Source organism: Acidovorax cavernicola, from assembly GCF_003581445.1.
The window spans coordinates 224,017-245,138 of record NZ_QXMN01000001.1 but is presented as its reverse complement, the minus strand read 5'-3'; the positions used below and the strand labels follow the sequence as shown (position 1 = coordinate 245,138).

The window sequence follows — 21,122 nt, the reverse complement described above, 5'->3', positions numbered from 1 at the left end:
CGCGCCCATGTCAGCGCGCGATGCCGCGCGTCGAATGGGAAAGGAAGGCCTCCATCAGCGCGACATCGCTGGCGGCCTCGGGCATTTCCGTCGCGAGCGCGGCAATACCGGCGCGCGCCTCGTCGAACGTCTTGCCCTGCCGGTACAGCAGGCGATGCATCTGCTTGACCGCCGCCAGCCGTTGCGCCGAGAAATCGCGCCGCCGTAGACCCACGACATTGAAGCCGCGAACGGCCAGCGGATTGCCGTCGACCAGCATGAACGGCGGTACGTCCTGCGTCACCGCGCTCGCGAAACCGACCATGGCGTGCGCACCGACCGAGACGAACTGGTGGATGCCGGTCAGGCCGCCGATGGTCACCCAGTCGGCCAGATGCACGTGCCCGGCCAGCGTCGTGTTGTTGGACAGCGTGGTGTGGTTGTCGACCTGGCAGTCGTGCGCAATGTGCGTGTACGCCATGATCCAGTTGTCGCTGCCCACGCGCGTGATGCCCCCTGCCCCTGGCACGCCGAGGTTGAAGGTGCAGAACTCGCGGATCACGTTGCGGTCGCCGATGGTGAGTTCGGTCGGCTCGCCCGCGTACTTCTTGTCCTGGGGAATCGCGCCAAGCGACGAGAACTGGAAGATCCTGTTGTCGCGGCCGATGGTGGTGCGCCCTTCGATCACGCAGTGCGGACCGATGGTGGTACCCGCGCCGATCCGCACGTGCGGACCGATCACGGCGTAGGGGCCGACCGACACCGAGGCGTCGAGTTGGGCCCGAGGGTCGACGATCGCGGTCGAATGAACCTGGGTCATGCCTTGCAGAAGACGATGAGCCGAATCAGCTGTTGATCTGGCGCATGGCGCACATCAGCGAGGCTTCGCACGCCAGCTCGGTGCCCACGAGCGCACGGCCCTTGAACTTCGAGATGCCGGCCTTCATGCGCTCGATCTCGACTTCCAGCGTGAGCTGGTCGCCCGGCTCCACGGGCCGCTTGAAGCGCGCACCGTCGATGGCAGCAAAGTAGTAGACCGTGTTGTCGTCGGGCACGATGTCCAGCGAACGGAACGACAGCAGCGCCGCGGCCTGCGCCATGGCTTCGAGCATCAGCACGCCCGGCATCACCGGACGGTGCGGGAAATGGCCGTTGAAGAACGGCTCGTTCATCGTCACGTTCTTGAGCGCGGTGATGCGCTTGCCCTTTTCCATGTCGAGCACCCGGTCCACCAACAGGAACGGATAGCGATGCGGCAGCAGTTTGAGAATTTGGTGGATATCGAGCGTCGTTTCCGTCATGGTGTTCTGTTCCTGCATCGTCTTCATTGATTCGAGGGGGCTTTTTCCAGCGCCTTCAGTCGTTCGCGCAGGCTGTGCAACTGCTTGAGCGTTGCCGCATTCTTTTCCCAGCTCGCATTGTCATCGATCGGAAACATGCCGGTGTACTGGCCGGCCTTGCGGATGGAGCGTGTCACCACGGTCGCAGCCGACACATGAACGCCGTCGGCCACCGTGAGATGCCCAAGCACGATGGCACCGCCGCCGAAGGTGCAATGGGCGCCGATGGTGGCACTGCCGGCCACGCCGACGCAGCCGGCCATGGCGGTGTGCTTGCCGATCCGCACGTTGTGGCCGATCTGGATCAGATTGTCGAGCTTCACGCCGTCTTCGATGATGGTGTCGTCGAGCGCACCGCGGTCGATGCAGGTGTTGGCGCCGATCTCGACGTCATTGCCGATACGCACCGCCCCCAGCTGTTCGATCTTGACCCACGCGCCCTGGTGCGGCGCGAGCCCGAAGCCGTCGGCCCCGATCACCACGCCGGGATGCAGCAGGCAACGCTCGCCGATGACACAGTCTTCACTGACCGTGACACGCGACTTCAGCACCGTGTCGGCACCGATGCGCGCGCCCCGCTCCACCACGCACAGCGCACCGACGCGCGCGGTGGCATCGACCAGGGCTTCTGGGTGGATGACGGCGGACGGATGGATCCGGTCGGCTTCCGGGCGCGCATGGTGCGCTTTCCACAGCTGCGTCAGGCGCGCGAAGTAGTAGTACGGATCGGGCGTGACAATGTAGGCGCCCCGCGCCGCCGCGGCCTCGCGCATGGCGGGCGACACGATGACACAGGCCGCCTTGGAGGCGGCCAGTTCTTGTTGGTATTTGGGATGGCTCAGGAAACTGAGCGCATCGGGCTGTGCATTCTGCAGCGGCGCAAGCCGCTCGATGGACAGCGTGGCATCTCCATGAAGCTCGCCCCCGAGGGCGTCAACGATGGCTCCGAGCTGCAGCGACACGCCGGTTCGCGGCGTTACTTGCCGGCCGCAGGCGCAGAGGAGCCGACCGACGCGTTCAGCGCCTTGATCACCTTGTCGGTGATGTCGTGCTTCGGGTTGATGTAGATCGCTTCCTGGAGGATGGCGTCGTACTTCTCGGCTTCGGCGACCTGCTTGACCACGCGGTTGGCGCGCTCATAGACCTGCTGGAGCTCTTCGTTCTTGCGCGCGTTCAGGTCTTCCTGGAACTCACGGCGCTTGCGCTGGAAATCGCGGTCCTGGTCGACCAGCGCACGCTGGCGCGAGACGCGCTGGCTCTCCGAAAGGGTCGGCGCCTCGCGTTCGAACTTCTCCGAGACCGACTTCAGCGCCTCACCCTGCGCAGTCAGGTCCTTTTCGCGCTTGAGGAACTCGGCTTCGAGCTTGGCTTGCGCGGTCTTGGCCGGCTGTGCTTCACGCAGCACGCGGTCGGGATTCACGAAACCGATGCGAAAGCTCTCCTGGGCCTGCGCGGGCGCAGCCACCAGGGCGAAAGCGGGAATCAGGAACGCGCCGGCTGCGGCGCGAATCAAATGCTTCATTTAGAAAGACGTTCCGATCTGGAATTGGAGGCGCTGAATTCTATCCTTCGGGATCACGACGAACCCGGTATTGGGGTCCAGCACTTCCTTCTGGGACTTGACGGGGAAGGCGTAGGCCAGGCGCAGCGGACCCAGCGGCGAGATCCAGCTGATGCCAAGGCCGACCGAGGCGCGCAGCTTCTTCTGCGACTTCCACTGTTCATCCGTGATGTTGGGCGCACGGGAACCGAACACATTGCCGACGTCGAAGAAGCCGTACAGGCGCAGCGTGCGATCGTTGCCGGCGCCGGGGAACGGCGTGCTCAACTCGGCGTTGAAGATGGCCTTCTTGGTGCCGCCGATGGCGGCGCCTTCGGTCTGGCCGAGCAGCGGTTGGTCACGCGGACCCAGCGAGTTCTGCTCGAAGCCGCGGATCGAACCCAGACCGCCTGCGTAGAAGTTCTTGAAGATCGGGTAGACCTTGCCGCCGAACGCCTTGGCATAGCCCACTTCGCCGTTGATGGCGAAGGTGTACTGCTTGTTGATCGCGAAGAACTGCTGGTACTGGTAGCTGGTCTTGAGGTACTTCATGTCCCCGCCGACGCCCAGTTCAAGGTTCGCGCGTTGCAGACGGCCGGTGGTCGGGACCAGCGCGCTGTCGCGGCTGTCACGGCCCCAGCCCACGGTCAGCGGCACACCCCAGACGCTCTTCTGGTCGCAGCCGGTGACGAACCAGCCGGTCGCGTCCTTCGCGCACTGGAAGTAGTTGAGGTACGACTGCGGCGTCGTGAGGCCGGCGAGTGCCGAGCGGTTCGGGTCGAACGCGTAGCGCTCCAGGCCAACACCGAAGAAGACGGTGTCGAGTTCGCTGAACGGCACGCCGAAACGGATCGATGCGCCCTGATTCACCAGCTTGTAGTCGCCGTCTTCGTTCGTGGAGTACGGGCGCGTGGTGGTGTGATAAACGCTGATCGTGCGCGAGATGCCGTCCTTCGTGAAGTACGGATCGGTGGTGGTCAGCGACAGCGTGCGGTTGTACTTGCTGGTGTTGACCTGCACGCCCAGGAAGTTGCCGGAGCCGAACACGTTCTCTTGCGAGATACCGAAGGTCAGCGCGACTTTTTCCGCGCTCGAGTAGCCGGCGCCCAGCTGCAGCGTGCCGGTGGGTTTCTCGGCCACGTTGACGGTCAAGTCCACCTGGTCGGGCGAGCCCGGGACTTCCTGCGTCTCGACATTCACTTCGGTGAAGAAGCCCAGGCGGTCCACGCGGTCGCGCGAGACCTTGATCTTGTCGCCGTCGTACCAGGAGGCTTCGAACTGGCGGAATTCGCGGCGAATCACTTCGTCGCGGGTCTTGTTGTTGCCGCCGACCGACACACGTCGCACATACACGCGACGCGAGGGCTCGGCCTGCAGTGTCAGCGTGACGCGGTTGTTCACACGATCGATGTCCGGACGGGCCTGCACGCGGGCAAAGGCATAGCCGAAGGTACCGAAGTAGTCGCTGAAGGCCTTGGTGGTCTCCGTGACCTGCTCGCCGTTGTAGGGCTCGCCCGGCTTGATGGTGATGAGCGACTTGAACTCGTCGTCGCGGCCGAGGTAGTTGCCGTCGAGCTTGATGCCCGCCACCACGAACTTCTCGCCCTCGGTGATGTTGACCGTGACGGTCAGGTCCTTGCGGTCCGGCGAGATGGCGACCTGGGTCGAATCGATGCGGAACTCGAGGTAGCCGCGCGTGATGTAGTACGAGCGCAGGGTTTCGAGGTCGGCGTTGAGCTTGGCGCGCGAATACTGGTTCGACTTGGTATACCAGCTCATGAAGCCGCCGCTGTCCTGGTCGAACAGGCTCAGCAGGGTCGATTCGCTGAAGGCCTTGTTGCCGACCACATGCACTTCGCTGATACGGGCGGATTCGCCTTCGGTCACCGTGAACGTCAGGTTCACGCGGTTGCGCTCGATGGGCGTGACGGTGGTCACGACGTTCGCGTTGTAGAGGCTGCGGCTCACGTACTGGCGCTTGAGCTCCTGCTCCGCGCGGTCGGCCAGTGCCTTGTCGTACGGACGGCCATCGGCCAGCCCGATTTCGCGCAGCGCCTTCTGCAGCGCGGCCTTGTCGAATTCCTTGGTGCCGACGAAGTCGACGTCGGCGATGGTGGGCCGCTCCTCGACGATCACCACCAGAACGTTGCCGTTCACGTCGATGCGAACGTCCTTGAACAACCCCAGGTCGAACAGCGCGCGGATCGCGGCCGAGCCGCGTTCGTCGCTGTAGGTGTCGCCCACACGCAGGGGCAGCGACGCGAAGATCGTGCCGGCCTCGACGCGTTGCAAGCCTTCGACGCGGATATCGCGCACCGTGAAAGGCTCGACGGCCCAAGCGGCCGTGGCCGCCAGCGCGCTGGCTACCACCGCGGCAACGCTACGCAGGCGAAAGCGACTGAAGTTTGTGTTCATCTGTGAATTGAGCCGGCACGGAAAGGGCCGGCAGAAAGTTAACCAAAGAGCCGCGTGACGTCGTTGAAGAGTGCGACCGACATCATCACCAGCAACAAGGCGACACCGCCGCGCTGCAGCCGTTCCATCCATGCGTCGGAGACGCTTTTCCCGGTCAGGCCCTCCCAAAGATAATACATCAGGTGCCCCCCATCGAGGACCGGCAGCGGCATCAGGTTGAGCACCCCGAGACTCACGCTGATGAGAGCGAGAAAGACCAGATACTGCGTCAAACCGAGGCTCGCGGACTTGCCCGCATAGTCAGCAATTGTTAAGGGACCGCTCAGGTTCTTGATCGAAGCCTCGCCGATCAGCATCTTGCCCATCATGCGAACCGTGAGCGCGGACACCTCCCAGGTACGCACCACGCCACGCCAGGCGCCGTCGACCACGCCCTGGCGCACCGTCACCATCTCGGGCGGCGCACCGACGTAGGCGCCGATGCGAGCGACCTTGGCTGTTCCCTCTTCGCGCACTTCGGGCTTGACCTCGAGCGACAGCGGCTGTCCTTCGCGCTGAAGCTGCCAAGTTTGCGTACGTGCTTGCCCGCTTGCGTCAACCGAGGCGCGGATGACCTCGCGCAGTTGCTGACCGTCGAGGATGGGGGTATCGCCGATGGAAAGAACCAGGTCGCCATTGCGAAGGCCCGCGCGCTCTGCCGCGCTGCCCGCCATGACTTCGCCGATCTCGGGGCGGGTCAGCGGAGCGACCACGCCGATCTTGCGGAACATCTGCGGATCGGCGTCCTTGGCCTGCATGCGGCTCAGGGGCAAGACCAGCTGGCGGCCGGGCCGACCGCCCTCGCCCGCCACTTCGAGCGTGAGGTCGCGGCCGTCGAGCGCACCACGCGTCATGCGCCAGCGCAGGTCTTCGAAGGACTGGACCGGCGACAGCTCGCCATCGAAACCGGCCTGGGTGATGTGTTCGCCACCGCGCAGGCCTGCCGCCTCCGCCAGCGACGCCGCCACCGGCCGGGCCAGCTTGGCCACGGGCTCGTCGACACCGATCCAATTGACTGCCGTGTACAGCACGACCGCCAGCAGCAGGTTGGCGATCGGGCCGGCAGCCACGATGGCTGCGCGCGAGCGCAGCGGCTGGGTGTTGAAGGCGCGATGCCGTTCCTCGGGCGCCACGGGGCCTTCGCGCTCGTCGAGCATCTTGACGTAGCCACCGAAGGGGAAAGCGCCGATCACGAACTCGGTCTGCTGCCCCGGATGTTGGCGCTTGGGCTGCCAGCGAAGGATGGCCTTGCCGAAGCCGACCGAGAACCGCTCCACCTTGACGCCACAGGCCACGGCGACACGGTAATGGCCGTATTCGTGGACCGCGATCAGGACGCCGAGGGCGACCACAAAAGCAATGACGGTGAGCATCGGGGTCCTCTGGGCGGTAGGGAATCAGGCCGCGAAACGTGCCGCGGCGGCGTTGGCCGCTTCGCGAGCGCTGGCGTCGAGCGCCAGCAGGTCGGCCAGCGATGCCGGCTTGGAGGGCATGACCGCTTCCAAAGTTTCCAGGTTGACCGCATGAATGCGATCGAAACGCAGGCGCCGGTCGAGAAATGCGGCCACAGCCACCTCGTTGGCCGCATTCAACACCGCCGTGGTGCCCGACGCGGCACGCAAGGCCTGCCACGCCAGCCCGAGTCCGGGGAACAGCGCGGGATCGGGCGCGTCGAAGGTCAGCGAGCCCATCTGGCGGAAATCGAGCCGGGCTGCCCCGCTCTCGATACGCTCCGGCCAGGCCAGGCCGACGGCGATCGGCACCCGCATATCGGGCGTGCCAAGCTGAGCAATGACCGAGGCGTCGGTGAACTGCACCATCGAATGAACCACGCTTTGCGGGTGAATGACGACCTCGATCTGCTCGGGCGACACGCCGAACAGGTGGCGCGCCTCGATCACCTCGAGCGCCTTGTTCATCATCGTGGCCGAATCGACCGAGATCTTGCGGCCCATGACCCAGTTCGGGTGGGCGCAGGCCTGCTCGGGCGTCACAGCGCCCAGCGTCTCGGGCGCGCGGGTGCGGAACGGGCCGCCCGACGCCGTCAGGATGATCTTGTCGATGCGCCGCGACCAGGTCGACGGGTCTTCAGGCAGCGACTGGAAGATGGCCGAGTGCTCGCTGTCGATCGGCAGCAGCGTGGCGCCGCCTTCCTGCACCGTGCGCATGAACAGCTCGCCACCGACGACCAGGGCCTCCTTGTTGGCCAGCAGCAGGCGCTTGCCGGCGCGCGCAGCGGCAAGGCACGGCGCCAGGCCGGCCGCGCCGACGATGGCAGCCATGACGGCATCCACTTCGTCGTCTGACGCTATTCTTTCGAGAGCATCTTCGCCCATCAGGACGCGGGTCTGGAGACTGTTCTGCTTGAGCTTTTCAGCCAGCTGCGCAGCGTGCGGCGCGCTCGCCATGACGGCAAAGCGTGGCGAGAACTGTGCGCATTGAGCCAGCAGTTCGTCGACCTTGGTAGCCGCCGACAGCGCAAACACCTCGAATCGCTCGGGGTGACGGGCAATGACATCGAGCGTGCTGACGCCGACCGAACCGGTCGAGCCGAGCACCGTGACACGTTGGCGAGGGGTCGTATTCACAGGAAAGCCAGCATCATGGCAATGGGAAGGGCCGGCAAGAGGGCATCCACGCGGTCGAGCACGCCGCCGTGCCCCGGCAGCAGGCGGCTGCTGTCCTTGGCGCCGGCGCTGCGTTTGATCAGCGATTCGACGAGGTCGCCGACAACGCTCATCGCCGCCAGGAACACCGCCCCGATCAACAGCAGCCACCAGCCGCGCTCGTGGAGACGGGTATAGAGGCTGGGCACCGTGGCGCCCAGGCTCTTGTCGGCCCAGACCCAGGCAAACGCCAGCACGATCACCCCCGCCATACCGCCCCAGACGCCTTCCCAGCTCTTGCCGGGACTGATGGCCGGCGCCAGCTTGACGCGCGTGAACTTCAGGCCGAAGGCGCGGCCGGCGAAATAGGCGAACACGTCCGCCACCCAGACCAGCACCAGGATCGACAGCAGGAAGTTGATGCCGACCATGCGCGCCTGCACTGCTGCCAGCCACGCGACCCACAGCGCCAGCAACCCGCCCACCAGCCGCAGCCCGCGCGGGATGCGGGGCCAGCCGGGCACCGCGACGCGCAGCAGCGCTGCGCCGCCAAGCACCCAGGCCGCACTGGCGAGGGCCCACATGAGGAACAGACGCTGCTCCAGCAGACCCAGCCACCACGAAAGCCCGCAAAGCGCCACCATCTCGGCGCCGAGGAACAGTGACATGCCCTGCCCGTAGCCGTTGAGCCGACCCCACTCCCACGCCGCGGCGCCGATGAGCACCAGCATCACGCAGGCGAATGGAATGTAGTTTCGGTAGAACAGCGCCGGCAGCAGGATCGCGAGCAGCACGATCGCCGTGAGGATGCGTTGTTTGAGCATGCGGAAGGTGGTGTCGGGCCGATGTCAGGCCGCAGAAGCCGAAACCTGCGCCGAGGTCTGGCCAAAGCGGCGCTCTCGGCCCTGGAACGCGGCAATGGCCTCGTCCAGCGCAGCCTCGTCGAACTCCGGCCACAGCTTGTCGCTGAAGAACAGCTCGGCGTAGGCACTCTGCCAAAGCAGGAAATTCGACAGCCGCTGCTCGCCACCCGTGCGGATGAACAGGTCGGGGTCGGGCACGTGGGCCAACGCCATGGCGCGGTCGAGATTCATCTCGGTCATCGGCAGGCCTTGCTCGGCAAGCTTGGCCGCAGCGCGCGCGATGTCCCAGCGTCCGCCGTAGTTGAAGCAGATGTTGAGGATCAGCCGCGTGTTGTGAGCTGTGGTCTGCTCGGCCAACACTAGGCCGGCCACCATCTTGTCGGACAGGCCGGCGCGTTCGCCGACGAAATGCAGCCGCACGCCGTCGGCGTTGAGGCGCGGCACTTCGCGCGCCAGCGCCCCGACCATCAGCTGCATCAGCCCGGAGACTTCTTCAGGGGGACGGTTCCAATTCTCCGAAGAGAACGCAAACACGGTGAGCACGCCCACGCCGCGGTCGGCGCAAGCCTTGACGCAGCGCCGCAGCGACTCGACGCCCTGCTTGTGCCCCGCCACGCGAGGCAGGAAGCGTCGGGTGGCCCACCGGCCGTTGCCATCCATGACGATGGCAACGTGGTGCGGAGGGGTCGTCGTCTGCGGCGAGGAGGCCATGCGGAGCCTCAAACGGCCATGATCTCCGCTTCTTTCGCGGCGACCAGACGGTCGATTTCCGCGATGTGCTTGTCGGTGACCTTCTGGATCTCGGTTTCGGCGCGCTTCTGGTCGTCTTCCGAGGCCAGCTTGTCCTTCACGAGCTTCTTGACCGCTTCGTTCGCATCGCGACGCAGATTGCGCGTGGCGATCTTGGCGCTTTCGCCTTCGTTGCGGACCAGCTTGGTCATTTCCTTGCGGCGCTCTTCGCTCATGGCCGGCAGCGGCACGCGGATCAGGTCGCCCATCGAGGCCGGGTTCAGGCCCAGGTCGCTTTCGCGGATGGCCTTCTCGATCTTGGCACCCATGCCCTTTTCCCAGGGCTGGACGCTGATGGTGCGCGAGTCGAGCACCGACACGTTGGCCACCTGGCTCAGCGGCACCTGCGAGCCGTAGTACTCGACATGGATCGAGTCGAGCAACGCCGAGTTGGCGCGGCCGGTGCGGATCTTGGTGAGGTTGTTCTGAAAGGCGGCGAGCGACTGGTTCATCTTCGCGTCGGTCGCACTGCGGATGTCTGCAATGGTCATCTCATTTACTCCTAGGCATGCACCAGCGTGCCTTCGTCCTCGCCCATCACGACGCGCTTGAGAGCGCCGTTCTTGAGGATCGAGAACACCTTGATGGGCAGCTTCTGGTCGCGGCACAGCGCGAAGGCCGTGGCGTCCATGATGCCGAGATTCTTGGCGATCGCTTCGTCGAAACTCAGCGTGGCGTAGCGGGTGGCTTGCGGATCGATCTTCGGATCGGCCGTGTACACGCCGTCCACCTTGGTTGCCTTGAGCACCAGCTCGGCGCCGATTTCGGCACCGCGCAACGCAGCGGCCGTGTCGGTCGTGAAGAAGGGGTTGCCGGTACCGGCCGCGAACACCACGACCTTGCCCTCTTCGAGGTACTGCAGGGCCTTGGGGCGCACATAGGGCTCGACCACCTGCTCGATGGCAATGGCGGACATCACGCGGGCCACGAGGCCCTGCTTGTCCATCGCGTCGGCGAGTGCCAGCGAATTCATGACGGTAGCCAGCATGCCCATGTAGTCGGCCGTGGCGCGGTCCATGCCGACAGAACCTCCCGCGACACCGCGGAAGATGTTGCCGCCGCCGATCACGACCGCCACCTGGACGCCCATGTTCACGACCTCGGCCACCTCTTCGACCATGCGCACGATGGTGGCGCGGTTGATGCCGAAGGCATCGTCGCCCATCAGTGCCTCACCCGACAGCTTCAACAAGATTCGCTTGTGGGCTGGACGGGCATCAGACATGGGCATTTTCCTTAGAGGGTTGGCGGGGGCGAGTGTAAAACGTGGCGGTGAAAAAGCGGCGGCACGCTGTCGCGCACCGCTGCTGGCAGGTCAGCCGGATCAGGCGGCAGCCTTGGCGGCAGCGACTTGGGCCGCGACTTCGGCAGCGAAGTCGTCAACCTTCTTCTCGATGCCTTCGCCGACCACGTACAGGGTGAAGCCCTTGATCGTGGTGTTGACGGCCTTGAGCATGGCTTCGACGGTCTGCTTGTCGTTCTTCACGAACGGCTGGTTGTGCAGCGAGACTTCCTTGAGGTACTTCTGCACGCCACCTTCGATGCGTTTGGCAACGATGTCGTCCGGCTGCGGCTTCTTGCCTTCGGCTTCGGCGGTCTTGCGGTCCTCGTCGGCCTTGCCCTTGGCAACGGCGCGCTCTTTCTCGATCAGGTCGGCAGGCACGTCGGCGGGCGAGATCGCGACCGGCTTCATGGCGGCGATGTGCATGGCCACGTCCTTGGCCGACGTGTCGTCGCCCTCGAACTCGACCATCACGCCGATGCGCGTGCCGTGCAGGTACGAAGCCAGCTTGCCGTTGCCGCCGAAGTGCTTGAAGCGGCGGAAGCTCATGTTCTCGCCGATCTTGCCGATCAGACCCTTGCGCACGTCTTCGAGCGTGGGGCCGAAACCGTCCTGCTCGTAGGCCAGAGCACCCAGCGCGGCGATGTCGGCGGGGTTGTTCTTCGCGACCAGCAGCGCGGCAGCATTGGCCATGGCTAGGAAGCTGTCGTTCTTGGTGACGAAGTCGGTTTCGCAGTTGATTTCGATCATGCCGCCGGCAGCGCCGTCGACGACCGCCGTGACCACGCCTTCAGCAGTGATACGACCCGAAGCCTTGCCAGCCTTGTTGCCGAGCTTGATGCGCAGCAGCTCTTCTGCCTTTTCCATGTTGCCGTCGGCCTCCGTCAGGGCCTTCTTGCATTCCATCATGGGCGCATCGGTCTTCGCGCGCAGTTCGCCGACCATGCTTGCGGTGATTGCAGCCATTTGTGTATCTCCGTAAATCCAAAAATCAGGTTAAAAAAAAGGGGCACCAAAGCCCCTTCTTCAGGCTCGCGAACGCGCCAATCAGGCCGAAGCGCCTTCTTCGACTTCGACGAATTCGTCGCCACTGCCTTCGGCGACAGCCTTGACAACGTCACCACCGGCGCTGTTGCGGCCTTCGATGATCGCGTCGGCGATGCCGCGGGCGTACAGCGTGACGGCCTTCGACGAGTCGTCGTTGCCGGGGATCACGTAGTCGATGCCTTCGGGCGAGTGGTTGGAGTCGACCACGCCGATCAGCGGAATGCCCAGCTTCTTGGCTTCGGCCACGGCGATCTTGTGGAAGCCCACGTCGATCACGAAGATGGCATCGGGCAGAGCAGCCATGTCCTGGATGCCACCGATGTCCTTTTCGAGCTTCGCGATTTCGCGCGAGAACGTGAGCTGCTCCTTCTTGCTCAGGCTGTCGAGGCCGGCTTCTTGCTGGGCCTTCATGTCCTTCAGACGCTTGATCGAGGTCTTGACGGTCTTGAAGTTGGTCAGCATGCCGCCGAGCCAGCGGGTTTCCACGAAAGGCACGCCGGCGCGGCGAGCTTCTGCAGCAACGATTTCACGGGCTTGGCGCTTCGTGCCGACCATCAGGATCGTGCCGCGGTTGGCCGTGAGTTGCTTGGCGTACCTCATCGCATCCTGGAACATCGGGAGCGACTTTTCCAGGTTGATGATGTGAATCTTGTTGCGGTGACCGAAGATGAACGGAGCCATCTTGGGGTTCCAGAAGCGGGTTTGGTGACCGAAGTGGACACCGGCTTCCAGCATTTCGCGCATGGTGGTCGACATTGAATTTACTCCAAAGGTTGGGTCTAAAATCCAGCCCGTTTTGCACCCCTTCGACGGGGTCGCAACACCTTGATTGGGCCGGTTTGCGGATGTGCTTGACTGGCGGCGACAAAACTGTCGCATAACCAGCGAAACCCAAAGAGTATAGCACGGCGGCCACCCCCTCCTTCCTCGAACCGAGCCGTTCCAAGGTACCCTCGAAGCCATGAACGACCTTCACGCCACCCGCTTCACCCTTCTGGCTGGCGGTTCCGATGCGCGCACCGAAATGGAGCGCGCCATCGCGCTCTCCGAATCCTCGGCCTGCGCCCACGTTTTCACCCGCACGATGTTCGACGAGGCCCGCGCGGCAGTTGCCGAATCGGCCCCCGAAAGCCGCCTCGCTGGGCTCGCCTTCACCAGCAAGGACCTGTTCGACGTCGCCGGCCAGCCGACGCCTGCTGGCTCGGCCGTGCTTGCGCACGCACCCGCAGCCCAAGTCGATTCGCTCGCCGTGGCACGGCTGCGCGCCGCCGGTGGCGTGCTGACCGGCCGCACCAACATGACGGAGTTCGCTTTTTCCGGCGTCGGCGTCAATCCGCACTACGGCACGCCGGCCAACGTGAGCGACACCGCCACGCCCCGCATTCCGGGCGGCTCGTCGTCCGGCGCGGCAATCTCGGTGGCCAGCGGCGCGGCCTTCATCGGCTTGGGCTCCGACACCGGCGGCTCGATCCGCATTCCGGCTGCGCTGAACGGCATCGTCGGCTTCAAGAACACGGCCCGCCTCACCCCGGCCGACGGCGCGCTGCCGCTGTCGACCACGCTCGACACCGTCTGCGCCATGACCCGCTCGGTGCGAGATGCCGTGACCGCGCACGAGATCCTTTCGGCTCGGCAAGTGACGCCCGGCTCGGTGCCGCTGTCGACCTACCGGCTGGCTGTCGTGAAAAACGTGTTCCTCGACGACCTCGAGCCCGTCGTGGCAACAGCTTTCGAGCGCACCCTGGCCACCCTGCGCGCAACGGGCGCCCGCATCCAGGAAATCGAGCTGCCCGAGTTGGCGGACCTGCAGGTCATCAACGCCACCGGTGGCTTCTCGGCGGCCGAGTCCTACGCCTGGCATCGGCTGCTGCTGGAGCGCAGCGGCGCCGGCTACGACCCGCGCGTGGTGCAACGCATCCTGCGCGGCGCCGGCATGAAGGCTCACGAGTACATCGACCTGATCCACGCCCGCCGCGACTGGATCGCCCGCATCGAGAAGACGCTGGCGCCGTTCGACGCCGTGGTGTCGCCGACCGTACCGATCACGGCGCCGTCCATCGCCAGCGTGGCACCGGGCGCCGAGCGTGACGACGAGTTCTTCCGCGTGAACGCCCTGCTGCTACGCAACCCGTCGATCGTCAACATGCTCGACGGCTGCGCCATCTCGCTGCCCTGCCACACCGCCGGCGAGCTGCCGGTCGGCCTGATGCTCTGGCATGCCGCGATGCACGATGACGCCGTGCTTGCCGTAGCACTCCAGGCCGAACGCGCACTCCAGAAATAACAGCTGCCACCGCCCGACCTCCTGGGCCTCAGTCGCCTCCTTTATCTAGAAGCTTTCAATGAAAATCGCGATCGTGGGCGCCGGCATCGTCGGCGTCACCACCGCTTGGGAACTGGTTTCCGACGGCCATGAAGTGACCGTGTTCGAGCGCCGCGGCGCCGCCGCCGAAGAGGCCAGCTTCGCCAATGCCGGCGTGGTGGCACCCGGCTATGTCACCCCCTGGGCCGCACCCGGCATGCGCGGCAAGGTGCTGCGTTCGCTGCTGTCCTCGCACGGCGCCATCAAGTTGCGCTGGCCGCTGAGTTCACGCGACCTCGGCTGGATGTCGCGCTGGCAGAAGGCCTGCAAGCTCGAGACCTACCTGGCCAACCGCGCCCGCATGCAGCGGCTGGCTTTCTACAGCCGCACCCGGCTGCACGCAGTGACCGAAGCGCGCGAGCTGAGCTACGAACGCAGCGACGGCTATCTGGTGCTGCTGCGCTCCAAGCGCGAGAAGAAACTGGTGCAGCCCGGCCTGGAAGTGCTGCGCTCGGCCGGCAGCGTATTCCGCGAGATCGACGCCGACGAGGCCCGCTTGATCGAGCCCGCACTGAACCCCGACACTCCGCTGGCAGGCGCGATCCACCTGCCGGAAGACGAGGTGGCAAACTGCCGCCAGTTCGCGCTGCTGCTCAAGTGGGAAGCCGAGGCGCTGGGTGCGCAGTTCCATTTCAACTGCGACATCGCTCCGTTGAGCCGCGCAGCCCCCACCTCGCTGGCACTCGCCAGCGGTTCCGATGCATTGAAGTACGACGCCATCGTGGTGTGTGCCGGACTTTCGTCCGCCGCACTGCTGCGACCGCTGGGACTGCGCATTCCGCTGGCGCCGGTCTACGGTCATTCGGTCAGCGCCCCGGTACGCGAGCCGCTCAATGCGCCACGCAGCGCGGTGATGGACGAGCGCTACAAGGTCGCGATCTCCCGCCTGGGGCAGCGCGTGCGCGTGGCCGGCAGTGCCGAGATCGGCGGTTCGCCGGACGCCATGAGCCCGGCCGCCATCCAGACGCTCTACAAGGTGCTGCACGACTGGTTTCCGGGCGCAGCCACACTGCAGTCGGGCATCCAGCAATGGAAAGGCGCCCGGCCGATGCTGCCCGACGGCCCGCCGATCCTGGGCGCCAGCGGTATTCCCGGCGTGTGGCTCAACCTGGGCCACGGGTCGAGCGGCTGGGCATTGTCTTGCGGCAGTGCACGCGTGCTGGGCGATCTGATCGCCGGACAAGACCCTGGCATCGACCTCGAAGGCCTGGGCATCGAGCGACTCAGTCTTTAGGACCCCAGCGGCGCAGTTGCTCGGGGCTTGCCAGTTTTTCAACCGGCACTTCAGGCCGGAGCGCCCATCGGCGAGCGATCAACCCCAGGACCGCTGGCGCCATCCACCCGAAGAACAGCAGCACCAGCAGGTCCGCGCCCATCATCAGCCACTGCGCACCAGACCCCGCCTCGACCGGCGCGTCGAGCCACCGGATCACGCCAACGCCGTAACCCACACCCAACGCCCAGGCCAGGTCGCGCAACGGCACCCGACGCAACGCCTCGGCCAGCAGGAACAGCCCCCACACCACAGCCAGCAGCCCGAGTGCCCAGGCCACGCCCGCGATCATCGCCATGGCTGTGCCGAGAAAGCCGGCGAGGCCGGCCACCAGCAAGACCAGCAACCAGCCGAAGGTCTTGAGCGTCATCGGCCGATGATAGGAGGCACGGTGTCGGCGGCACAATGGATCGATGCATCGCATCACGTCCGCCAGCGCCGCCGATCTGTTCGATATCGCCGCCACGCGCCGCATCGAGCAGACAGCGGCCTCCGCCCTACCCCCTCACACGCTGATGCAGCGGGCTGGCCTTGCAGCGGCACGGCTCGCGATGGCGCTCACACCGCACGCGCGGACGATCTGGGTCGCCTGCGGGCCAGGGAACAACGGCGGCGATGGCTTCGAAGCCGCGGCACAGTTGCGACATCGAGGCTTCTTTCCGGTCGTCACTTTCCTGGGCGATGAAAGCCGACTGCCACAGGATGCGAAAGCGTCGCTGCAGCGCGCGCGCGATGCGGGCGTCACCTTCACCTCGGAGCCACCTTCGACCTTCGAGCTGGCGGTGGATGCGCTGCTCGGCATCGGATCGACACGCCCGCCCTCGGGTGCGATGGCCGAGTGGCTCGTGCGAATGCATGCGGGCGCACAACCGGTGCTCGCCCTCGACGTGCCCTCGGGCCTCGATGCCGACACCGGCACGCTGGCTTCCGACCCCGATCGCGTACCGGCATCGACCCGCACCACCCTCACCCTCCTCACGCTGAAACCCGGGCTGTTCACGGCCCAAGGCCGCGACGCGGCCGGCACGGTGTGGTTCGATGACCTGGGCTGCAGCACCTTCATTCAAGAAAGTGCTACGGCCCGCCTCGCCGGCCCACCCGATCACGCACCTCGCACCCACGCCTCGCACAAGGGCAGCTACGGCGATGTCGCCGTGATCGGTGGCGCCTCGGGAATGACTGGCGCTGCGCTGCTGGCCGGATCGGCAGCCCTCCATTCAGGTGCGGGGCGCGTGTTCGTCGGACTGCTCGATCCTGTCGCAATGTCGGTCGACACCTCGCAGCCCGAGCTGATGCTGCGCGACGCGCATGCACTGGACCTCTCGGGCATGACCGCCGTGTGCGGCTGCGGTGGCGGCGATGCCGTGCGCGAACTGCTGCCGCGCGCGCTGTCGACAGCCGCCGCGCTGGTGCTCGACGCCGACGCACTCAATGCCATCGCCGCCGATCCATCACTTCAAGCGCAGTTGATGGCGCGCGGCCGGACCGGCGCTCCCACCGTGCTCACGCCGCATCCGCTGGAAGCTGCGCGCCTGCTCGGCGACACGACAGGTGGCGTGCAAGCCAACCGCCTCGCCGCAGCCCGCGCGCTGGCGTTGCGCTTCGGCGCGGTGACGGTGCTCAAGGGATCGGGGACGGTGATTGCAGATGCGACCGACGCGCCGCCAGTCATCAATCCGACCGGCAATGCGCGCCTGGCCACCGCAGGCACCGGCGATGTGCTCGCCGGCATGATCGGCGCGGCACTCGCGAGACGCCGGCCTGCGTTCGAGGCGGCGTGCGAGGCCGCCTGGCAGCACGGCCACATCGCCGACACATGGCCGGCCGATGCGGCCCCGCTCACGGCAGGCGCACTGGCCCGCCGCACGCCAGCCTGAACGCAGGACTTAGCCGCGCCCGACGAAGGGCATCTTCGTCGCCATGATGGTGTGGAAGAGCACGTTGGCTTCCAGCGGCAGGTTCGCCATGTAGAGCACCGACTGGCCGACGATCTTGACGTCGATCAGCGGCTCGATCGCGAGCTCACCGTTGGCCTGCGGCACGCCGGTGGCCATGCGCGAAGCCAGCTCCGTCATGGCATTGCCCACGTCCACCTGCCCCACCGCGATGTCGTATTTGCGGCCATCAAGTGATGCGGTCTTGGTCAGGCCTTCGACGGCGTGCTTGGTCGAGGTGTAGGCCGCCGAATTCGGCCGCGGCGTGGTCGCCGAGATCGAACCGTTGTTGATGATGCGCCCGCCACGCGGCGTCTGCGTCTTCATCGTGCGGAAGGCCTGCTGGATGCAGAAGAACATGCCCGTGAGGTTGATGTCGACCACGCCCTTCCACTGCTCGGGTGTCCAGTCCTCGAACGGGCCCGGCGGGTTGCCCACGCCGGCGTTGTTGAACAGCAGGTCGACGCGCCCGAAGCGCTCGACCGTGGCGCCGAACAGCGCCTGCACCGATTCGGCATTGGCCACATCGGTAGGCACCGCGAAGGCACGTGCACCGGCGCCCGACTCTTCCGCCACCTGCTCCAGCGGCTCGAGGCGACGCCCCGCAAGGGCCACGCTCCAGCCGTCAGCCAGCAGGGCCAGCGCGGCCGCCCGGCCGATGCCCGACCCCGCGCCTGTGACGATGGCAATACGGCCCTTGTTGTTTTCCACGCTCATGCTCCAAGTCTCCTTTTCAACTGATCCATACACACGGTAAACCGGTAGTGTGCACGGCTCATCTCATCCGCGGCGGGGCTTGCGCCCCTTGCCCTGCATCTTGTTGGCGGCTTTCTTCACCGCCGACTTGAAAGCCTGCATGGCCGACTGAGGCCCAGCGGGCATGACGGCTGCGCCACCGCCATGCTCCGAACGCACTTCGCCACCGGCCTCCGCCTTGTTGCGAGAGCTTCGCTTGGCCGACGCCTTCACCGGCGCGCCGCTCTTGTCCTTCATGGCGCGCGAGGTCAGGTCTTCGCCTTCGCGCACGAGGCGGAAGTCGATCTTGCGGCCATCGAGGTCGACGCGGCTCACCTGCACCCGCACCCGCGTGCCGATGGCATAGCGGATGCCGGTGCGCTCGCCGCGCAGTTCCTGGCGCATCTCGTCGAACTTGAAGTACTCACCACCCAGCTCGGTGATGTGGACCAGGCCCTCGACATACATCGCATCGAGCGTGACGAAGATGCCGAAGGTGGTCGCCGCCGTGACCACACCGCCGTACTCCTCGCCGAGGTGCTCGCGCATGTACTTGCACTTGAGCCAGGCTTCGACGTCGCGGCTGGCCTCGTCGGCACGGCGCTCGTTGGCGCTGCAATGCAGGCCGGCGGCTTCCCAGGCCAGCACTTCCTTGCTGGGCGCAACAGTCGCCTTCTGCGGCTTGTTGGTCGGCGCCTTGACGCGCGAAGCGAGCCGCTTGGCCAGCTTGGCATGCGCCTCGCCGGGCGTGGGCAGCATCGGCAGCTGGTAGCGCGTCTTGCCGAGGATTGCCTTGATCACGCGATGCACCAGCAGGTCCGGATAGCGCCGGATCGGGCTGGTGAAGTGCGTATAGGCCTCGTAGGCCAGGCCGAAGTGGCCGCTGTTGATCGGTGTGTAGATCGCCTGCTGCATGGAGCGCAGCAGCATGGTGTGGATCTGCTGCGCGTCGGGACGCTCCTTGGTGGCTTCGGCGATCGCCTGGAACTCGCCGGGACGCGGCTCGTCGGTGATGCTCAGGCCCACACCCATGGCCTTCAGGTAGCCGCGCAAGATTTCCTTCTTCTCGGGCGTCGGGCCTTCGTGCACACGGAACAGGCCCGGGTGCTTGCCTTCGGCGATGAAGTCGGCGCTGCAGACGTTGGCCGCGAGCATCGCCTCTTCGATCAGGCGGTGCGCCTCGTTGCGCGTGCGCGGCACGATCTTCTCGATGCGGCCGGCGTCGTCGCAGATGATCTGCGTCTCGGTGGTTTCGAAATCGACCGCACCGCGTTTGCCGCGCTGCTTGAGCAGCGCCTTGTAGACGTCGGCGAGGTTCAGCAGGTCCTTGACGCGGTCCTTGCGCTTGGCGGCTTCAGGACCGCGTGTGTTGCCGAGGATGGCCGCGACTTCCGTGTACGTGAAGCGCGCGTGGCTGAACATCACGGCCGGATAGAACTGGTAGGCGTAGATCTCGCCGTCGGCCGCGACCAGCATGTCGCAGACCATGCACAGGCGCTCGACTTCTGGGTTGAGCGAGCACAGGCCGTTCGACAGCTTCTCGGGCAGCATCGGAATCACGCGACGCGGGAAGTAGACACTGGTGGCGCGGTCGTACGCATCGATGTCGATGGCCGAGCCTGTCTGCACATAGGCGCTCACGTCGGCAATCGCAACCAGCAAGCGCCAGCCCTTGCCGCGGCCGACCTTCGCAGGCTCGCAGTACACGGCGTCGTCGAAGTCACGGGCGTCTTCGCCGTCGATGGTGACGAGCGGCACGTCGGTGAGGTCGATGCGTCCCTTCTTGTCAGCAGGACGCACCTTCTCGGGCAGCGCCTTGGCCTGCGCCAGGCACTCCGCGGAAAACTCATGCGGCACGCCGTACTTGCGCACGGCGATCTCGATCTCCATGCCGGGGTCGTCGATCTCGCCCAGCACTTCCTTCACGCGGCCCACGGGCTGGCCGAACAATGCCGGCGGCTCAGTGAGCTGCACGACCACCACCTGGCCCACCTTGGCGGGGCCGGTGGCGCCCTTCGGGATCAGGACATCCTGACCGTAGCGCTTGTCCTCCGGTGCGACCAGCCAGATGCCGCCTTCGTGCAGCAGGCGGCCGATGATCGGCTGCTCGGGGCGCTCCACGATCTCGACCACACGCCCCTCGGGGCGGCCGCGGCGGTCCTGCCGCACGATGCGCGCCTTGACGCGATCCTTGTGCAACACCGCACGCATCTCATTCGGCGGCAGGTAGATGTCCGCCTCACCGTCGTCGCGCAGTACGAAGCCGTGCCCGTCGCGATGTCCTTGAACAGTTCCTTCGATTTCATCCAACAAGCTGCTGGAAGTGACATTATTTTTGATATGATCTCCTTCTTTCCTGAAATTCAAAACGTGATTGCTTCTGCAGTCATGTGGGCCCAGATGGCGGAATTGGTAGACGCACTAGTTTCAGGTACTAGCGAGTAACATCGTGGAGGTTCGAGTCCTCTTCTGGGCACCAAGTTTAAACAGACCTTTACCAGGTCATCCGATTGAAGCCACCGGTCTCCGGTGGCTTTTTTCATGGCCGCTCGAAACTGCATCAAATGGGCGAAGCGATCGTCAGATCGCAACCCTCGATGCCGGCCATGCGCGCACGATCGCACCCACCCGCCTTCGGCAGCGCACCCACCGCACGAGCAATGTCGCGCAGAAGCTGAAATTTCGACGCATCGAAAAGATTGCGCCAAATTTGTGGATATAATCGTAGCCTTTGCTGAAAAGCAAAATCAGCCCAGATGGCGGAATTGGTAGACGCACTAGTTTCAGGTACTAGCGAGTAACATCGTGGAGGTTCGAGTCCTCTTCTGGGCACCAAGATTGAACAGACCCCTACCAGGTCTTCTGAAAAAAGCCACCGGCCTCCGGTGGCTTTTTTCTTGGCCGTTTGAATCAGGTGC

Annotated in this window: 19 protein-coding genes and 2 tRNA genes; 5 read left to right on the top strand and 16 right to left on the bottom strand. The window is 65.5% G+C overall.

Translation table 11 applies throughout. From position 1 onward, the window contains the following. Nucleotides 1-10: 10 nt before the first annotated feature. From lpxA to rpsB, 13 genes are all read right to left on the bottom strand, one after another. Nucleotides 11-799: an acyl-ACP--UDP-N-acetylglucosamine O-acyltransferase gene (gene lpxA / locus D3H34_RS01150; protein WP_119551385.1), complete on the bottom strand. Its 789-nt coding sequence runs from the start codon at nucleotides 797-799 to the stop codon at nucleotides 11-13. 25 nt (nucleotides 800-824) lie between these two features. Further along, the gene (gene fabZ / locus D3H34_RS01145; RefSeq protein WP_119551920.1) at nucleotides 825-1,280 is read right to left on the bottom strand and encodes a 3-hydroxyacyl-ACP dehydratase FabZ; all 456 of its coding nucleotides are present in this window, start codon (nucleotides 1,278-1,280) and stop codon (nucleotides 825-827) included. 23 nt (nucleotides 1,281-1,303) lie between these two features. After that, complete coding sequence (gene lpxD / locus D3H34_RS01140; protein WP_119551382.1) at nucleotides 1,304-2,281, bottom strand: UDP-3-O-(3-hydroxymyristoyl)glucosamine N-acyltransferase; 978 nt, start codon at nucleotides 2,279-2,281, stop codon at nucleotides 1,304-1,306. Between the two features lie 14 nt (nucleotides 2,282-2,295). Further along, nucleotides 2,296-2,841 (bottom strand): OmpH/Skp family outer membrane protein, encoded by a 546-nt coding sequence (locus D3H34_RS01135; protein ID WP_119551379.1) that lies wholly within the window; start codon nucleotides 2,839-2,841, stop codon nucleotides 2,296-2,298. Further along, on the bottom strand, nucleotides 2,842-5,274 hold the full coding sequence (bamA, locus tag D3H34_RS01130; protein ID WP_119551376.1) for an outer membrane protein assembly factor BamA: 2,433 nt from the start codon (nucleotides 5,272-5,274) through the stop codon (nucleotides 2,842-2,844). Nucleotides 5,275-5,312: 38 nt separating this feature from the next. Next, on the bottom strand, nucleotides 5,313-6,686 hold the full coding sequence (gene rseP / locus D3H34_RS01125) for an RIP metalloprotease RseP (protein WP_119551374.1): 1,374 nt from the start codon (nucleotides 6,684-6,686) through the stop codon (nucleotides 5,313-5,315). A gap of 24 nt (nucleotides 6,687-6,710) precedes the next feature. Then, nucleotides 6,711-7,901, bottom strand: coding sequence for a 1-deoxy-D-xylulose-5-phosphate reductoisomerase (gene ispC, locus D3H34_RS01120; protein ID WP_119551371.1), 1,191 nt, complete (start codon nucleotides 7,899-7,901; stop codon nucleotides 6,711-6,713). Further along, nucleotides 7,898-8,743, bottom strand: a complete 846-nt coding sequence (locus tag D3H34_RS01115) for a phosphatidate cytidylyltransferase (RefSeq protein WP_119551368.1) — start codon at nucleotides 8,741-8,743, stop codon at nucleotides 7,898-7,900. Before D3H34_RS01115 ends, ispC begins: the two co-directional genes overlap by 4 nt. 24 nt (nucleotides 8,744-8,767) lie before the next feature. Further along, nucleotides 8,768-9,493 carry a polyprenyl diphosphate synthase gene (uppS, locus tag D3H34_RS01110; RefSeq protein ID WP_119551366.1) on the bottom strand — a complete coding sequence of 242 codons (726 nt, stop codon included), beginning with the start codon at nucleotides 9,491-9,493 and terminating at the stop codon, nucleotides 8,768-8,770. An 8-nt stretch (nucleotides 9,494-9,501) separates the two neighbouring features. Next, entirely contained in the window at nucleotides 9,502-10,062 is a 561-nt protein-coding gene (frr, locus tag D3H34_RS01105; protein ID WP_119551364.1) for a ribosome recycling factor, read from the bottom strand. Between the two features lie 11 nt (nucleotides 10,063-10,073). After that, the gene (gene pyrH, locus D3H34_RS01100; RefSeq protein ID WP_119551361.1) at nucleotides 10,074-10,796 is read right to left on the bottom strand and encodes a UMP kinase; all 723 of its coding nucleotides are present in this window, start codon (nucleotides 10,794-10,796) and stop codon (nucleotides 10,074-10,076) included. A gap of 99 nt (nucleotides 10,797-10,895) precedes the next feature. Continuing rightward, nucleotides 10,896-11,819, bottom strand: coding sequence for a translation elongation factor Ts (gene tsf, locus D3H34_RS01095; RefSeq protein WP_119551359.1), 924 nt, complete (start codon nucleotides 11,817-11,819; stop codon nucleotides 10,896-10,898). A gap of 81 nt (nucleotides 11,820-11,900) precedes the next feature. Further along, the gene (gene rpsB, locus D3H34_RS01090; RefSeq protein WP_119551356.1) at nucleotides 11,901-12,656 is read right to left on the bottom strand and encodes a 30S ribosomal protein S2; all 756 of its coding nucleotides are present in this window, start codon (nucleotides 12,654-12,656) and stop codon (nucleotides 11,901-11,903) included. Nucleotides 12,657-12,861: 205 nt separating this feature from the next. Between rpsB and D3H34_RS01085 the strand changes: the two genes are divergently transcribed. Next, complete coding sequence (locus D3H34_RS01085; protein ID WP_119551355.1) at nucleotides 12,862-14,184, top strand: amidase; 1,323 nt, start codon at nucleotides 12,862-12,864, stop codon at nucleotides 14,182-14,184. A gap of 58 nt (nucleotides 14,185-14,242) precedes the next feature. Continuing rightward, entirely contained in the window at nucleotides 14,243-15,496 is a 1,254-nt protein-coding gene (locus tag D3H34_RS01080; RefSeq protein ID WP_119551352.1) for a D-amino acid dehydrogenase, read from the top strand. Here the strand turns inward: D3H34_RS01080 and D3H34_RS01075 are convergent. Next, the gene (locus D3H34_RS01075; protein ID WP_119551349.1) at nucleotides 15,486-15,905 is read right to left on the bottom strand and encodes a hypothetical protein; all 420 of its coding nucleotides are present in this window, start codon (nucleotides 15,903-15,905) and stop codon (nucleotides 15,486-15,488) included. The genes D3H34_RS01080 and D3H34_RS01075 overlap by 11 nt on opposite strands. 43 nt (nucleotides 15,906-15,948) lie before the next feature. Between D3H34_RS01075 and D3H34_RS01070 the strand changes: the two genes are divergently transcribed. After that, nucleotides 15,949-17,412 carry an NAD(P)H-hydrate dehydratase gene (locus tag D3H34_RS01070; protein ID WP_119551347.1) on the top strand — a complete coding sequence of 488 codons (1,464 nt, stop codon included), beginning with the start codon at nucleotides 15,949-15,951 and terminating at the stop codon, nucleotides 17,410-17,412. 9 nt (nucleotides 17,413-17,421) lie between these two features. Here the strand turns inward: D3H34_RS01070 and D3H34_RS01065 are convergent, their stop codons facing one another. Together D3H34_RS01065 and rnr are read right to left on the bottom strand one after the other, a co-directional pair. Continuing rightward, a complete protein-coding gene (locus D3H34_RS01065) occupies nucleotides 17,422-18,186 on the bottom strand; it encodes an SDR family oxidoreductase (RefSeq protein WP_119551345.1) in 765 nt (254 codons plus the stop codon). A gap of 63 nt (nucleotides 18,187-18,249) precedes the next feature. Next, the gene (gene rnr / locus D3H34_RS01060; protein WP_434057670.1) at nucleotides 18,250-20,517 is read right to left on the bottom strand and encodes a ribonuclease R; all 2,268 of its coding nucleotides are present in this window, start codon (nucleotides 20,515-20,517) and stop codon (nucleotides 18,250-18,252) included. An 81-nt stretch (nucleotides 20,518-20,598) separates the two neighbouring features. Between rnr and D3H34_RS01055 the strand changes: the two genes are divergently transcribed. Beyond that, nucleotides 20,599-20,683: transfer RNA gene (locus tag D3H34_RS01055), tRNA-Leu, on the top strand. A 271-nt stretch (nucleotides 20,684-20,954) separates the two neighbouring features. After that, nucleotides 20,955-21,039: transfer RNA gene (locus tag D3H34_RS01050), tRNA-Leu, on the top strand. Nucleotides 21,040-21,122 lie beyond the last annotated feature (83 nt).